The following is a 14,202-nucleotide window of genomic DNA, read 5'->3' as shown; positions in this document are numbered from 1 at the left end:
ATTTTTCTGTTTTGGAGTGCATCATCGCTGGCAGTGTCCACAATATACTGTGGAGCGCTGGTTCATGCGGATTTCCTTCAACGGCATGCCGCATTCCTCGCACGGCAGCGCTGCGCGGCCATAAACCAGCAGCGATTGCGCGAAGTACCCGGGTTTGCCGTCGCTGTTGACGAAGTCCCGCAAGGTGGTTCCGCCCATGAGGATGGCCGCGCTGAGGGTTTCGCGGATGGCGTCCACCAGGCGGTTGTAGCGATCCAGGCTGATGCGACCGGCCTTGCGTTTGGGGTGGATGCCGGCCTTGAACAGGGCTTCGTTGGCGTAGATGTTGCCCACGCCTACTACCACGTGATTGTCCATGATGAAAGACTTCACCGGTGTCTGTTTGCCCCGGGACAGGCGGAACAGCATCGCGCCGGTGAATTCCGGCGCCAGTGGTTCGGGGCCAAGGCTGGCCAGTAGTGGGTGTTGCTCCGGCGTGTCCGACCACAGCCAACAGCCGAATCGCCGGGGATCGTTGTATCGCAGGCGGATACCACTGTCCAGCTCCAGTTCGACATGATCGTGGGGCAATAGCGGTGTGTTGTCGGTAATCACCCGCAGACTGCCGGACATACCAAGGTGTACAATGGCGCTGCCCTGATCCACCTTCAGTAACAGATACTTGGCGCGCCGCTCCACGCTGCGGATGGTGGCGCCGGTCAAATGCTCCTCCAGCTCCCGGGGAATGGGCCAGCGCAGGCTCCGGTTATGAACGGTCACCCGTTGTATGGTGCGGCCCTCACAATGGGGCGCAATGCCACGCCTTGTGGTTTCGACTTCCGGTAATTCTGGCAAGCGGGGTTCTCCGATGACTGGGGGATGCTCGTACGGTTTGAAACCGGACAAGTGTAATCAGTAACAAATTTTCATCCAAATGCGGTTGTTGGAGCTTACAACTGTACGCTAAAGTGCCCAATACGGTTTGCTGGCTTTAATGTCAGTCTAACCACGATTTTGATTGAGGATTGAATATGTGGTTTAACGGTCTCCTTGACCTTTCGGTGATGCAACTGATTCTGGTTGTACTGGGCATGACCCACGTCACCATCGTAAGCGTAACTCTCTACCTGCATCGCCATTCGGCTCACAACTCGCTGGATTTGCATCCGGTGCTGAAGCACTTCTTCCGTTTCTGGTTGTGGCTGACCACGGCCCAGAATACCAAGGAATGGACTGCCATCCATCGTAAGCATCACGCCAAGTGTGAAACCGAGGAAGACCCCCACAGCCCGGTGGTTCTGGGTATTCGCAAGGTTCTGTTCCAGGGCGCTGAGCTCTATGCCGAGTCCGCCACCCCGGAAACTCTGGAGCGTTATGGCCAGCGCACGCCGGAAGACTGGATCGAGCGCAACGTCTACAGTCGCTATAAAATGCTGGGCATCGCGATTCTGGCGGTGATCAACCTGTTGCTGTTCGGTGTTCACGGTATCTGGATCTGGGCGGTGCAGATGATGTGGATTCCGGTCTGGGCGGCGGGTGTTGTCAATGGCATCGGCCACTGGTTCGGGTACCGTAACTTTGAATGTGCAGACAACGCCCGCAACATTTCACCGCTGGGTATCCTGATCGGTGGTGAAGAGCTGCATAACAATCACCACACCTATCCGAACTCATCCAAGCTGTCCCGTCGCTGGTTTGAGGTGGATATCGGCTGGGGTTACATCCGCCTGTTCCAGCTGTTCGGGCTGGCCAAGCCCAAGGGCTTCAAGCCGATCGCCCATTTCGTGCCGGGCAAGCAGGTTGTGGATGTGGAAACCGTGCAGGCGATTTCCAACAACCGTTTCGCCATCATGCGTCAGTACCGTAAGCGGGTGATGGAGCCGGTGTTGCGTCAGCAGAAGGCGTTGATGGATGATGAGATTCGTCCCCGTTACCGCAAGCTGAAGCAGTTGCTGTCCCGCGAGGTGTCGTTGATCAAGCCTAAGGATCAGGAGCATCTGGAGACGGCGCTGGAGAAAAACGCAGCGTTGCGTAAGATCTACGAGATGAGTCATGAGCTGCAGGCTCTGTGGCGTAAGCGTGGGGTGAAGCCCCAGGAGAAGATGCAGGCGCTCGCGGACTGGTGCAAGGAGGCGGAGGCCAGTGGTATTCGCTATCTGGAAGAGTTTGCTGCGCACCTTCGGGCTTATTCTCTCAGAAGGCCTTCGGCTTAAATTCCTGGCCCTTTGCAGGCTTGCCATTGGTAGCCTGCAAAGGGTGGGGATGGTCCCGGGGTGGGGTACTTTTTCTTATGGGAAAAGAACTCGCTTCGCTCAGACACCTTTATCCCGCCAGAAAAAGCACTCCACCCCGAGACCTGTCAGATTTTCGTGGGATCTCCACTTTTCTCTTCAAGCACCTTCTGATTCTTCGTTTTTAAACAGGCAATACGTGACCTGGCCGGCGGACTTTTGTCTGTACAGGGTCCAGTTTTCGGGTGTTTCCGGGGTTGTCCGTTCGCTTTCGTGTTCCACATAAATCCAGCCGCCGGGTTTGACCCAGCCATAATTGGCGATCATCGGGATCAGCTTTTCCAGCCAGCCTTGCCGGAAGGGCGGGTCCATGAACAGGATGTCGAAGGGTTCGGCCGGTGGTTGGGCCAGAAAGGTGTCGACGCTCTGGCAGACTACGTCTCCTTTTTCCGATTTCAATAACCGAAGGTTGCCGCGCAGGGCTTGAGCCAGCGTTGGCGTATGGTCGACGAACACGGTTGTGCCGGCACCCCGGGACAGTGCTTCCAGGCCGAGTGCGCCGGAACCGGCGAACAGGTCAAGACAGCGACTGCCGGCGAGGTGGTAGTTCAGCCAGTTAAACAGAGTTTCCCGGGTGCGGGCGGGGGTGGGGCGTACACCACCGGTTTCGGGAAACTGGAGTTTGCGGCTGCGCCAGTCGCCGCCGATGATACGTAGTTCTCCGCCGCCGGTTTTTGCTGCCGCGCTGCGACTGTTTTTCTGATGTCCTGGTTTTCGCCCCATGATCCCGCTGATTGCCTCTGTATCTGGAATGGCGACATGGTAACGGAAAATCACCCCGTCGCCATCGGGTGTAGCTGTTATGTGAGTGCCCCAATTACGGCCGGCAGTCTGCTAGAATGTCGGCTTTCTTTTATCCTGCCAATTTTCAACCGATGGAATGAGTATGACCGCAGAGTGGATTTCAATTGGCCTGTTGGCCCTTCTTGTTTTCGTTTTTGCTCTGGATCTGGCCGGCAACCGGAAGCGTATTCCCCGTCCCAAGCCGGTTCCCCAGAAGAAACCTGAGCCGCAGCCCGGCGCGAAACCGGCGGCTGGGCAGGAAGAAGCGCCCGCGCCAGACGCTGCGGTCGCAGAGGCCTCGGTTGCGGAAGTGGAAGAAGCTCCTGCGCCTGCTGTCGAACCGGAACCGGCTGCGGAAGAGCCGCAGGTCAGTGTTCTGGAGCGCATTCGCCAGGGTCTGGGTAAAACCCGCGCGACGCTGTCCACAGGCTTCTCCGATCTGTTCGCCATCGGCAAGAAGATCGACGAGGATCTGCTGGAAGAGATTGAAACCACGCTGCTGATGGCGGATGTGGGTGTCACGGCCACGTCGGAGATCATTGAATCACTCACCGACAAGCTGGAGCGTAACCAGCTCAAGGACGGCGCGGCCCTGCGTCAGGCCCTTCGTGACGAGCTTCATGGCCTGTTGAAAGATGTCACGAAACCCCTGGAACTGGACGCCAAAAAGCAGCCCTATGTGATCCTGATGGTGGGCGTAAACGGTGTCGGCAAGACCACGACCATCGGCAAGCTCACCAAGAAGTTCCAGGATGAGGGCAAGTCGGTGATGCTGGCGGCGGGAGATACCTTCCGCGCTGCCGCAGTGGAGCAGTTGCAGGTATGGGGCGAGCGCAACAACGTGCCAGTAGTGGCTCAGCATACTGGTGCGGACAGTGCTTCGGTGATCTTTGATGCGATCCAGTCCGCCCAGTCCCGCGAGGTGGATGTGGTGATTGCCGATACTGCCGGCCGCCTGCAGAACAAAGAGAATTTGATGAACGAGCTGGAGAAAGTCGTTCGGGTGATGAAAAAGCTGGACGACACCGCCCCCCACGAGGTGATGCTGGTGCTCGACGCCGGTACCGGCCAGAACGCCCTGAGTCAGGCCCAGGTTTTCCAGCAGGCCGTGGGCGTCAGCGGCATTACTTTGACGAAACTGGACGGCACCGCCAAGGGTGGTATTGTGTTCGCTATCGCGCGTCAGCTGCAGCTGCCCATCCGTTTTATCGGTGTGGGTGAACAGGTGGCGGACCTGCGCAGCTTCGATGCGGAAACCTTTGTGGATGCCCTGTTTGACGACCAGTAACGCAGTAACGGCCGATGATTGAATTCCGTCAGGTCACCAAGCGCTATGACAGCGACCATACCGCCTTGCGACAGGTGAATTTCAGCCTGGCTCGGGGCGAGTTGGCGTTCCTGACCGGTCATTCCGGTGCCGGCAAGAGTACCCTGCTCAAGCTCATCATGGTGATGGAGCGTCCCAGCGCCGGCGAGGTGATTGTTGGCGGACAGATGTTGAATAAGCTTCCCAAGCGCCAGATCCCCTACATTCGCCGTCATATTGGCGTGGTGTTCCAGAACCACCAGTTACTGTTTGACCGCACGGTATTCGATAACGTGGCGATGCCCCTGGAAGTGATGGGCGTGCCGGCGCGGGATATTGGTCGCCGGGTGCGCGCATCTCTCGACAAGGTTGGGCTGCTGAACAAGGAAAAAATGAGCCCCCTGCAGCTGTCCGGGGGTGAGCAGCAGCGTGTGGGTATTGCCCGTGCCGTGGTGAACAAGCCCCCTGTGTTACTGGCGGATGAGCCTACCGGTAACCTGGATCCCGAGCTGTCAGCGGACATCATGCACCTGTTTGGCCAGTTCAGTCAGGTTGGGGTGACGGTGCTGATCGCCAGTCACGATATTGCATTGATCAACGATATGCAGCGCCGTACGTTGACCCTGGATCACGGCCAATTGATTGCGGGAGGTGGTCATGGCGGCTGAGCCCCGCAAGCGGGCAGGGGCCAACAAGGCCTCCTCGCCCTGGCAGGAACTGGCCGAGAGCTACCTGGTGCATCACCGCAAGGTCGCCCGGGAGAGTGCTGAGCGGCTCTGGCGTACACCGGTCGCCAGTTCCATGACCTGGATGGTGATGGGGGTGGCCCTGGCGCTGCCGGTGGCCCTGTTGTTACTACTGACCAGCCTGCAGGGGGTGAGTGCCGGCTGGGAGAACAGCGCCCGTATTACCGCCTACCTGGGTGAAGGAGTACCGCTGGAGCGCGCACGCGAATTGCGGGCTGAGGTGCTGGATGACAGTCGCATCCTTGAGGTAGAGCTGATCGACAAGGAGCAGGCGTTGGCGGAATTCCGGGGCTCTTCCGGCCTCGAAGATGCGTTGGATTACCTGGAGGGGAATCCGTTGCCACATACATTGGTGGTGACGCCGGATGAAACCTCCCGCAGTGCCAGCGGAGTAGAGACCCTGGTCACCCGTCTGCAGGGCCTGGATGGCGTGGAGCGGGTGCAGGTGGACCTGGGCTGGCTGCAGCGACTGAACGCCATGACCGACCTGCTGGCCCGTGCGGTGTGGGCGCTGGCCCTGTTGCTGGCGGCGGCGGTGGTGCTGGTGATAGGCAACACCGTGCGGCTGGCGATTGAAAATCGCCGTGACGAGATACTTGTCGCCAAGCTGGTCGGCGGCACGGATGCCTTTGTTCGCCGTCCATTCCTGTATACCGGGGCCTGGTTCGGCCTTGGCGGTGGCGTGGTGGCCTGGGTGTTGCTGCAGGTGTCGTTGTGGTGGCTCAGTGGCCCGGTCGAGCGGCTCGCGGGGCTGTACCGCAGTGACTTTGCCCTCAATGGCCTGTCCTTCGATGGTGCGCTTGCGTTGCTTATTGTGGCCATGCTGTTAGGCTGGTTGGGTGCCTGGGTGGCGGTCAAGCGCCATCTGGACGATATTGAGCCTGGAGAGGTCGCGGGAGGTTAATCCGGGATTGCGGGAAAACCGTATTGTAGAATTTGCGGCAAAGGGCGTAGTGTCACTATTCAAGATACAAAGCGTGGATTACCCAGTCATTTGTTTTTAAAGGTTTTACTGGGAATTCCAAGAACTTTTTAAGGTCTTGGCGGTCAAAGAATCACTTGGTATATTTAGCGATCGTCAGGTTCGGAGGTTAAAAGCATGGGTACGAGTTTACAGCTGATTGACAGGCTGGTTCCGGGCGCGAATCTCGAGTCTTATATACAGGCTGCGAGCAGAATTCCGGTATTGTCTGCCGATGAAGAGCGTGAGCTTGCAGAACGTCTCCATTACGAGGGTGACGTGGAAGCAGCTCGTCAGCTGGTGCTCTCTCATTTGCGGTTTGTTATTCACATCGCCCGCAGCTATTCCGGTTACGGATTGTCCCAGGCTGACCTGATCCAGGAAGGCAATGTGGGGCTGATGAAGGCCGTCAAACGCTTCAACCCGGAGTTCGGTGTACGTCTGGTGTCTTTCGCCGTGCACTGGATCAAGGCGGAGATTCACGAGTTTATTCTGCGCAACTGGCGCATTGTGAAAGTGGCCACGACCAAAGCCCAGCGCAAGCTGTTCTTTAATCTGCGCAGCCAGAAGAAGCGTCTGGCATGGCTCAGTCACGATGAGCTCCATGCGGTGGCGGAAGATCTCGGGGTGGAGCCAAAAGTCGTGCGTGAAATGGAAGGCCGGTTGGCCTCCCAGGATACGGCGTTCGATGGCCCGCAGGACGATGACGATGATCATGCCTATCAGGCTCCGGCCTATTATCTGGAGGACCGGCGAGGTGATCCGGCGGTGCAGCTGGAGAATGCGGACTGGTCAGAGGATTCCAATGGTCGTCTGATGCACGCGCTGGGATCTCTGGACGAGCGCAGCCAGGATATCCTTCGGGAGCGCTGGCTGTCGGAGAGCAAGTCCACGTTGCATGAGTTGGCTGACAAGTACGGTGTATCCGCCGAGCGGATCCGGCAGCTTGAGAAGAACGCTATGAAGAAGATCCGGACGAGTATGGTGGAAGCCGTACCGGCCTGATTCTGAGATACTCGGACGTTCTCGAACGCCACCATCCTGATTCAGGTTGGTGGCGTTTTTGTTTGTATAATTGCTTGAAACAAACTTTGGGGGTGGAAGCGAGTGGGCAGGCGTTTCCAAAACACGCTGTGGATACGTCCCTGTACGCTCGGCTCCGCCATCCATGGCTCCGCACGGTTTTGGAAACGTCTGCCCACTCGCTTCTCCAACATTTGGAGTAAGGTTCGACAACTATGACTGCGAAACGTCTTCGTATTGCCTTTTTGGGCATTGGCCTGATGGGTGCGCCCATGACACGGAATCTTCTGGATGCCGGGTTTTCCATGACGTTGTGGAACCGCACGGTCAGCAAGTGTGATCCTTTCAAGGATGAAGCCACCATTGCGGATTCACCGGAACAGGCGGTCCGTGATGCAGACGTCGTCATCACCATGCTGGAAAACAGCGATGTGGTGGAGCAGGTCCTGGTAGAGCAGGGCGCTATCGCAGCCTTGAAATCCGGCGCCCTGGTGATCGATATGAGTTCTGTTCAGCCCTCCGTCGCCCGTCGCCATGCCGAATTGGCAGCGGATCGGGGCGCAGGTTATGTGGATGCGCCGGTGTCGGGTGGTACCGTCGGGGCCGCTGAGGCGCGGTTGAGTATTATGGCCGGTGGGTCGGAGCAGGATGTGGATCGGGCTCGCCCGGTGTTTGAGGCTTTGGGTAAATGCACACGGATCGGTCCGGTTGGCTCCGGACAACTGGCCAAGCTGGCCAATCAGGCGATTGTGGGCATCACTATTGGGGCGGTGTCCGAAGCGCTGTTGCTGGCGGCGAAAGGCGGTGCCGATCCGGCGGCGGTGCGGGAGGCGCTGATGGGTGGGTTTGCCGGCAGTCGTATCCTGGAGCTGCATGGTCAGCGTATGATTGATCGTGATTTCGCGCCCGGCGCGCCGGCTCGTATCCAGCTCAAGGATTTGCGGATGATTCTGGACGAGGCCAGGGCGGAGAATCTGACCTTGCCCCTGGCGCAGCAGGTTCATAATGAATATCAGTCACTGGTGGCTAATGGTCACAGCGATGTCGACCACAGCGGCCTGCTGCTGGAGCTGGAACATCTGAACGGTGCCCTGATGGGCTCTCTGGGAAAACCGGGAAAATAACCATGCCTCAATTTGCTGCCAATCTGTCCATGTTGTTCACCGAAGTGCCGTTTATGGAGCGCTTCGAGCAGGCCCGCCTGGCTGGTTTCACGGGTGTGGAGTATCTGTTTCCCTATGAGTGGCCGGCGGCAGAGCTTCAGCAGGCCCTGCGTACGAACAGCCTGACCCAGGTGCTGTTCAATCTGCCGCCGGGGGACTGGGGCGGTGGTGAGCGGGGTATTGCCTGTCTGCCGGATCGGGTGGAGGAGTTTCGCGAAGGTGTGCTGCAAGCCATTGAGTATGCTCGTGCCCTGGAGTGCACCCGCGTTAACTGTCTGGCTGGCCTGAAACCGGCGGATCTGGATGAGGATCTGGCCTGGCAGACGCTGGTGGAGAATGTGCGCTGGGCTGCGAAACAGCTGGAGGCCGAAGGGATTACACTGTGCCTGGAGGCGATCAATTCGCGGGTGGATATGCCGGGGTTCTTTCTCGATACCTCCGCCAGGGTGATGCGCCTGCTTGAAGAGGTTGATATGGATAACGTGCGCTTGCAGTATGACCTCTACCATATGCAGATCATGGAAGGGGATCTGCTGCGTACGGTGGAGTGCCTGTTGCCGTGGATCGGCCACATCCAGTTTGCGGATAATCCGGGGCGACACGAGCCTGGCACCGGGGAGATTAACTTTTCGAATGTTTTTCGGGAGCTGGATAATCTGGGCTACAACGGCTGGCTGAGTGCGGAGTATCGCCCTGCAACCACAACCGCTGAGAGCCTGGGCTGGTTTCAGTTGACGTCGTGACCGTCGCCATAGGCGACACCCTCTTACAAGATCGTAACTGGCCGGGTTACCAACTTCTTCGTACCCTGTTTGTAATGTAATCGTTAAAGTAATCCGCTATCGGGAGGATAACCGGTGAAAGCGCTGGTAATTGAAGACGATCAGGATGTAGCAAACTACCTTGTCAAAGGCCTTAAGGAGTCGGACTTTGTTGTCGACCATGCGGCTGATGGCAAGGAAGGGATGATGATGGCGGCCAGTGAGGATTACGACATCATGATCGTGGATCGCATGCTGCCCGGTATGGATGGCCTGTCCATCATCAAGACCGTTCGGGCCACCGGGAATCAGGTACCGGTGCTGATCCTCAGCGCCCTGGGCGATGTGGATGACCGGGTTGAGGGACTGCGTGGTGGTGGTGACGATTACCTCACCAAACCCTTCTCCTTCACCGAACTGCTGGCTCGCATTGAATCGCTGGTCCGCCGTAACCGCCAGTCGGCGGAGACCGAGACCGTGTTGCGGGTGGCGGATCTGGAAATGGATCTGCTGGCGCGAACCGTCAAGCGGGCGGGTCAGAACATTGATGTGCAACCCCGGGAATTCCGTCTGCTGGAGTACCTGATGCGCAACGCCGGGCAGGTGGTGACTCGCACGATGCTGCTGGAGAAAGTCTGGGATTACCATTTCGATCCCCAGACCAACGTCATTGATGTGCATATCAGTCGGCTGAGAGCCAAGATCGACAAGGAATTCGAGACTCCGTTGCTGCAGACCATACGGGGCGCAGGGTACATGTTGCGTGAAACTGCTTAGTCAGCTCCGGACGTCGTCCTTTCAGCTAGCACTGTTGTATATGGTGGTGTTTGCCACCTCGGTGTTTCTGCTGCTGGCGTTCATATACTGGCGCACCGCCGGATTCATGACCGCCCAGACGGACGAAACCATCGAGGCCGAAATCGCAGGCCTCGCGGAGCAATACCGCGGTCGCGGCATCAATGGTCTGATTACCATTATCCGCGAGCGTGTGGCGCGGGATCCCAACGCCAAATCCATTTATCTGCTGACTACCGATGACTTTCTCAAGCTGGCCGGCAATATCGAAACCTGGCCGGAGGGGGCCCGCTCGGAAAGTGGCTGGATCAATTTTACCCTGAACCAGGACGTGGGCTGGCGAGGCCCGGAACGGCTGGCCCGGGCCCGAATCTTCGAGGTGCAGGGCGGTTTGCGGTTGCTGGTGGGGCGGGACGTTGACGAACTGACCAACCTCAAGCGGGTGATTGAAACTGCCATTAACTGGGGAATGGGCATTACCCTGGGCCTGGCCCTGCTGGGTGGTTTTCTGATGAGCCGGAGTACCACCCGGCGCATAGAAGTGATCAACAGCACCTCCCGGCGAATCATGAACGGCCACCTGTCTCTGCGTATACCGACCCGTGGTACCGATGATGATTTTGATCAGCTGGCGGAGAATCTGAACCAGATGCTGGACCGGATTGTCTACCTGATGGAAGGCATCCGCCATGTATCCGACAGCATTGCCCACGACCTGCGAACGCCATTGACCCGCTTGCGCAACCAGCTTGAAAACACCCTGATGTCCGTCGACAACGACGAAGCCCGTGAACAGGCCGGTCGTGCGGTGGCCGAGGCGGATCAACTGTTGGCCACCTTCAATGCCCTGTTGCGGATTGCACGGCTTGAGACCCGGGGCAACACCGCAGACATGAAGCCCGTGTCCCTGGACAGTCTGGTGAGCGACGCCTGCGAGCTTTACGAAGCGCTGGCGGAGGACAAGGAGCAGGTGTTCGAGCAGGCCCTGGAGCATCAGGTAATGATTGAGGGCGACCGGGACCTGTTGTTCCAGATGGTCAGTAACCTGATCGACAATGCCATTAAATACACCCCGGAAAAGGGCACGATTCGGGTGGTGGTCCGCCGTGACGGTGAGGATTGCCTGTTTGAGGTCAGCGACAGCGGGATCGGTATCCCGGACGACGAAAAGGACCAGGTCTTCCAGCGTTTCTACCGTGTCGGCAAGAGTCGATCATCCCCGGGTAACGGGCTGGGGTTGAGTCTGGTGAGTGCGGTGGCTGAAATTCATCAGGCAAGAATTGAGCTGTCGGACTACCGGCCCGGTGAGGAAAACCCCGGGTTGACGGTGACTATCCGTATGCCAGCGTATGTGGTTGAGAAAAAGCGTATTCGCACAACGCAGATTGATCCGCAGAGTGGGGCAAGTGGCGGGGAGCAAAGAAACTCCCCGTCGGAATCATCAAACGTCTGATCAGCTGGCAACGCCGCGGAAGCGGTTGACCTGGTTCAGAACAGGGCGCACGAGGCTTTCAACCTGGGCACGACGACGATCCAGCCGAACCTGAATGCTGTCCCACTCACCTTCCAGGTGCTTTTGTTCCAGCATGATGAAGGCGGCCAGGTTGTGGCGATTCACCTTGGCGGTGATGCCATATTGATCCAGGCGGTAGCCGATGGCGTCCAGACTGTTCAGAGCAGTGTTCATCAGTTTTTGGGTGTTCATGGTGTTGTTTCCCGTGATCAACATTGAAAAAGTCTTCAAATACTGACCCTGAACGCTATTCCCAATCTCTAGAGTGCGCAACCTAATCTGCTCACTGACGCCGGGTTCCCTGACCAAAACGTAATTAGCCGGCCACGCCGGTGTAACCCCTGTTGTGCATAATGAACACTGTAGATTTGGAGGCCGGCAGTTATTACTGCTTGCTTCTCCCTCCAGCACAGCGCTAGCCTTACCCCGTTTTTACGGGGTTTTTTTATGCCCGCTCATACCACTTCTGCCACTGATGACAGGTTCTTGATATGAAACAGCAATCTGGCGCTGCGCGGGGACGAGCCCGGTACATTACCCCTGAGGGAGAGCGGGCCTTGCGGGAAGAGTTGCGCTACCTGTGGAAGGAGAAACGTCCGGAAGTGACCCAGGCGGTGCGTGAGGCGGCGGCGTTGGGCGACCGCTCGGAGAACGCCGAATATATCTACGGTAAGAAGCAGTTGCGGGAGATCGACCGGCGGGTGCGTTTCCTCACCAAGCGGCTGGACGAACTGACCGTGGTTGACCGTTTGCCCGATGATCGTGGCAAGGTGTTCTTTGGCGCCTGGGTGACCATTGAGCATGAGGATGGCAGCGAGCAGCGTTACCGGCTGGTGGGGCCGGACGAGTTTGACCTTAGCCGAGGTTACCTGAGCATCGATTCGCCGATGGCCCGGGCGCTGGTTGGCAAACGCCTGGATGACGAGGTCAGTGTGCGGACGCCGGAAGGCTGGCAGGCGGTCGTGATCACAGACATCCGTTACGAGGAAGCCGAAGCAAACCAGTGAAAACTGTCACAAACCTGACGACTCGTTGAGTTTTTTGTCGCCTTTGACGATAGACTGATCAAAATTTGACTCGCGGATCGGGTTTGGTATGGGTTCTTTCTGTAAGATCATGGCGGCTTTCGTGCTGGGGCTGACCCTTATGCCTGTGTCCCTGCTGGCGCAGACGATGGCAGAAGGTGAGGGCGGCGACGTGTTTGATTATCGTGAGCGTTCCACGGTGGACAACATCCCCCTGCGTTCGATGGAAGAGGAAACCCTGGCCAATACCGTCATTGAAGGTGGGTTGGAAGCGCCTGCGGCTGGTGTGCCGGTTCAGCCCCGCACCGAAGAAGATTTCTACCTCGACCCGCTGGCGCTGCAGCCACGGGATCCTCGTACCGACCTGGGACGAAGCGAGATTCCGGTGGAATTCCGCTTCAGCAACCCCAAGGTGGTGCCTGGCCAGAACCACAGCAACAATTATTTGATTCGGCCACCAGAGAATCGCACCTACGAGGCGCAGAACATCAATCTGATCCAGCGCTAGGCGGCAACGATCTGCTCCGCTTCCGTCTTTTCCAGAACATCCTCATAGAAAAACGTCAAAGCCTGGCTCGCCTGGTTGAGTCGTGCCCGTGACAACTGGATTCGGTCTTTCAGGTAGGTGAGAAACAACTGGCGGTCATCGGTTTCCAGATCTTGCGGGTCTTTCAATTCGTGAAAAAGCACAAACCTTGAAATCCAGTGCAGGTAAGTCTGCTCTGCTCTCTGGTTCAGCTGATGTTTCTGAATCGCTGTGTTAACGCGGCCAACAAGGCCCGGCTGGGATTGTTCCAGCGCCTCGGTAATGTCCATGATTACTCTTCCAGATGCGTTGTTGTTCTTATGTTGCGCGCATCTTATGACAATCGTTTGAATGTCGCAAAACTTTTATAGCGGCTTGCCGGCGCATGGCCGGCAAGGGCATCGGTGGGATTATTTCAGGGCGTTGAGCTTATCGATGTACTTCTGCATGGCTTCATCGCTGGAGGTGCCTTTCAGTTCCGCCCAGGCGTCGTACTTGGCGCGACCGACGAAATCCATCATGCCCGGGCGCTTGCCGCTGGCATCTCCTTCGGTTGCCTGCTTGTACAGCGCGTAGAACTCCAGCTTCATTTCGTTGGACGGTGTGAAATCGCCTTCGCCGGTCTGGATGTAATTCACGGCTTCCTCAAACTGGGTTTTCAGGTCACTCATGTCTCTTTCCTTTTTTATTGAGGGGGTGGTGCGTTAGCTATGTTTTTGCCGAGTATAGCCAGAGAGGTTTCAGGCGTCATTGACTGATCGTTCCTTTCCTTCGACGAATGGGTTATTGTCCTGCCTCAAAATTTCAGCTAATCGGAGTAAAGTCCATGGCCGCCACCAACAAACTGGCCGGTATTGTCGGCAAGATCAACAGCTTACCTGCCTTTGCCCGGTCGCGGGCGCTGACTCTGTTCTTCGGCAAAGTGGTGCCTTTTACTGGCACCGCAGGCATTCGCATCGAGCATCTGGACGCGGGTCGCTGTGTGATCAGTATTGCCAACAAGCGCCGGGTACAGAATCACATTGGTGGTGTTCATGCCGTGGCCTCCCTGCTGCTGGCGGAGTCCGCCACCGGATTTCTGGTGGGCCTGAATGTGCCAGATGACAAGGTGCCGGTGATCAAGACCGCCCATGCCGAGTACACTCGTCGCGCCAAAGGTGACATGACCGTGGAAGCCCACCTGACCCCGGAGCAGCGGGAGCAGATGCAGGTGGAAGACAAGGGGGAAACCTCCGTGCCGGTGACCATCCGTGACGGCGAAGGAAAACAACCGATCGAGATCGAAATGATCTGGGCTTGGACGCCAAAGCGTCGCTAAAAGCGACGCACT

Annotated in this window: 17 protein-coding genes; 12 read left to right on the top strand and 5 right to left on the bottom strand. The window is 57.6% G+C overall.

Annotated elements, in window-relative coordinates:
- Positions 1–21: 21 nt before the first annotated feature.
- Positions 22–834 (bottom strand): bifunctional DNA-formamidopyrimidine glycosylase/DNA-(apurinic or apyrimidinic site) lyase, encoded by an 813-nt coding sequence (gene mutM / locus MARLIPOL_RS09690; RefSeq protein WP_012137885.1) that lies wholly within the window; start codon positions 832–834, stop codon positions 22–24.
- Between the two features lie 176 nt (positions 835–1,010).
- Here mutM and MARLIPOL_RS09685 point away from each other — a divergent pair, with 176 nt between their 5' ends.
- The gene (locus MARLIPOL_RS09685) at positions 1,011–2,192 is read left to right on the top strand and encodes a DesA family fatty acid desaturase (protein WP_012137884.1); all 1,182 of its coding nucleotides are present in this window, start codon (positions 1,011–1,013) and stop codon (positions 2,190–2,192) included.
- 177 nt (positions 2,193–2,369) lie between these two features.
- Here MARLIPOL_RS09685 and rsmD read toward each other — a convergent pair whose 3' ends face one another.
- Complete coding sequence (rsmD, locus tag MARLIPOL_RS09680; protein WP_036191351.1) at positions 2,370–2,993, bottom strand: 16S rRNA (guanine(966)-N(2))-methyltransferase RsmD; 624 nt, start codon at positions 2,991–2,993, stop codon at positions 2,370–2,372.
- Between the two features lie 163 nt (positions 2,994–3,156).
- Between rsmD and ftsY the strand changes: the two genes are divergently transcribed.
- From ftsY to MARLIPOL_RS09640, 8 genes are all read left to right on the top strand, one after another.
- Positions 3,157–4,341 carry a signal recognition particle-docking protein FtsY gene (gene ftsY / locus MARLIPOL_RS09675; RefSeq protein WP_012137882.1) on the top strand — a complete coding sequence of 395 codons (1,185 nt, stop codon included), beginning with the start codon at positions 3,157–3,159 and terminating at the stop codon, positions 4,339–4,341.
- Between the two features lie 14 nt (positions 4,342–4,355).
- Complete coding sequence (gene ftsE / locus MARLIPOL_RS09670) at positions 4,356–5,027, top strand: cell division ATP-binding protein FtsE (RefSeq protein WP_012137881.1); 672 nt, start codon at positions 4,356–4,358, stop codon at positions 5,025–5,027.
- A complete protein-coding gene (gene ftsX / locus MARLIPOL_RS09665; protein WP_012137880.1) occupies positions 5,017–6,009 on the top strand; it encodes a permease-like cell division protein FtsX in 993 nt (330 codons plus the stop codon). Before ftsE ends, ftsX begins: the two co-directional genes overlap by 11 nt.
- Before the next feature lie 195 nt (positions 6,010–6,204).
- On the top strand, positions 6,205–7,071 hold the full coding sequence (gene rpoH / locus MARLIPOL_RS09660; RefSeq protein ID WP_012137879.1) for an RNA polymerase sigma factor RpoH: 867 nt from the start codon (positions 6,205–6,207) through the stop codon (positions 7,069–7,071).
- Between the two features lie 233 nt (positions 7,072–7,304).
- The gene (locus tag MARLIPOL_RS09655; RefSeq protein ID WP_012137878.1) at positions 7,305–8,213 is read left to right on the top strand and encodes an NAD(P)-dependent oxidoreductase; all 909 of its coding nucleotides are present in this window, start codon (positions 7,305–7,307) and stop codon (positions 8,211–8,213) included.
- A 2-nt stretch (positions 8,214–8,215) separates the two neighbouring features.
- Complete coding sequence (hyi, locus tag MARLIPOL_RS09650) at positions 8,216–8,995, top strand: hydroxypyruvate isomerase (protein ID WP_012137877.1); 780 nt, start codon at positions 8,216–8,218, stop codon at positions 8,993–8,995.
- A gap of 114 nt (positions 8,996–9,109) precedes the next feature.
- Positions 9,110–9,790, top strand: a complete 681-nt coding sequence (locus tag MARLIPOL_RS09645) for a winged helix-turn-helix domain-containing protein (RefSeq protein ID WP_012137876.1) — start codon at positions 9,110–9,112, stop codon at positions 9,788–9,790.
- Entirely contained in the window at positions 9,777–11,261 is a 1,485-nt protein-coding gene (locus tag MARLIPOL_RS09640; RefSeq protein ID WP_036191224.1) for a sensor histidine kinase, read from the top strand. The genes MARLIPOL_RS09645 and MARLIPOL_RS09640 overlap by 14 nt, the downstream gene beginning before the upstream one ends.
- On the opposite strand, the gene MARLIPOL_RS09635 is transcribed toward MARLIPOL_RS09640, so the two are convergent.
- Entirely contained in the window at positions 11,262–11,513 is a 252-nt protein-coding gene (locus tag MARLIPOL_RS09635) for a hypothetical protein (protein WP_012137874.1), read from the bottom strand.
- Between the two features lie 299 nt (positions 11,514–11,812).
- Between MARLIPOL_RS09635 and greB the strand changes: the two genes are divergently transcribed.
- The gene (greB, locus tag MARLIPOL_RS09630) at positions 11,813–12,328 is read left to right on the top strand and encodes a transcription elongation factor GreB (protein WP_036191222.1); all 516 of its coding nucleotides are present in this window, start codon (positions 11,813–11,815) and stop codon (positions 12,326–12,328) included.
- A gap of 88 nt (positions 12,329–12,416) precedes the next feature.
- Complete coding sequence (locus MARLIPOL_RS09625; RefSeq protein ID WP_012137872.1) at positions 12,417–12,854, top strand: hypothetical protein; 438 nt, start codon at positions 12,417–12,419, stop codon at positions 12,852–12,854.
- Here the strand turns inward: MARLIPOL_RS09625 and MARLIPOL_RS09620 are convergent.
- Complete coding sequence (locus MARLIPOL_RS09620) at positions 12,851–13,162, bottom strand: site-specific integrase (protein ID WP_012137871.1); 312 nt, start codon at positions 13,160–13,162, stop codon at positions 12,851–12,853. The two genes, MARLIPOL_RS09625 and MARLIPOL_RS09620, sit on opposite strands and share 4 nt — an antisense overlap.
- Before the next feature lie 120 nt (positions 13,163–13,282).
- Positions 13,283–13,543, bottom strand: coding sequence for an acyl-CoA-binding protein (locus MARLIPOL_RS09615; RefSeq protein WP_012137870.1), 261 nt, complete (start codon positions 13,541–13,543; stop codon positions 13,283–13,285).
- 155 nt (positions 13,544–13,698) lie between these two features.
- Here MARLIPOL_RS09615 and MARLIPOL_RS09610 point away from each other — a divergent pair, with 155 nt between their 5' ends.
- Complete coding sequence (locus tag MARLIPOL_RS09610; RefSeq protein ID WP_012137869.1) at positions 13,699–14,190, top strand: DUF4442 domain-containing protein; 492 nt, start codon at positions 13,699–13,701, stop codon at positions 14,188–14,190.
- Positions 14,191–14,202: the final 12 nt, after the last annotated feature.

Source organism: Marinobacter lipolyticus SM19, assembly GCF_000397065.2.
Classification (GTDB): Bacteria; Pseudomonadota; Gammaproteobacteria; order Pseudomonadales; family Oleiphilaceae; genus Marinobacter; species Marinobacter lipolyticus.
Note: the sequence above shows the minus strand (reverse complement) of the source record. Positions and strands in the feature narration are given on the sequence as shown.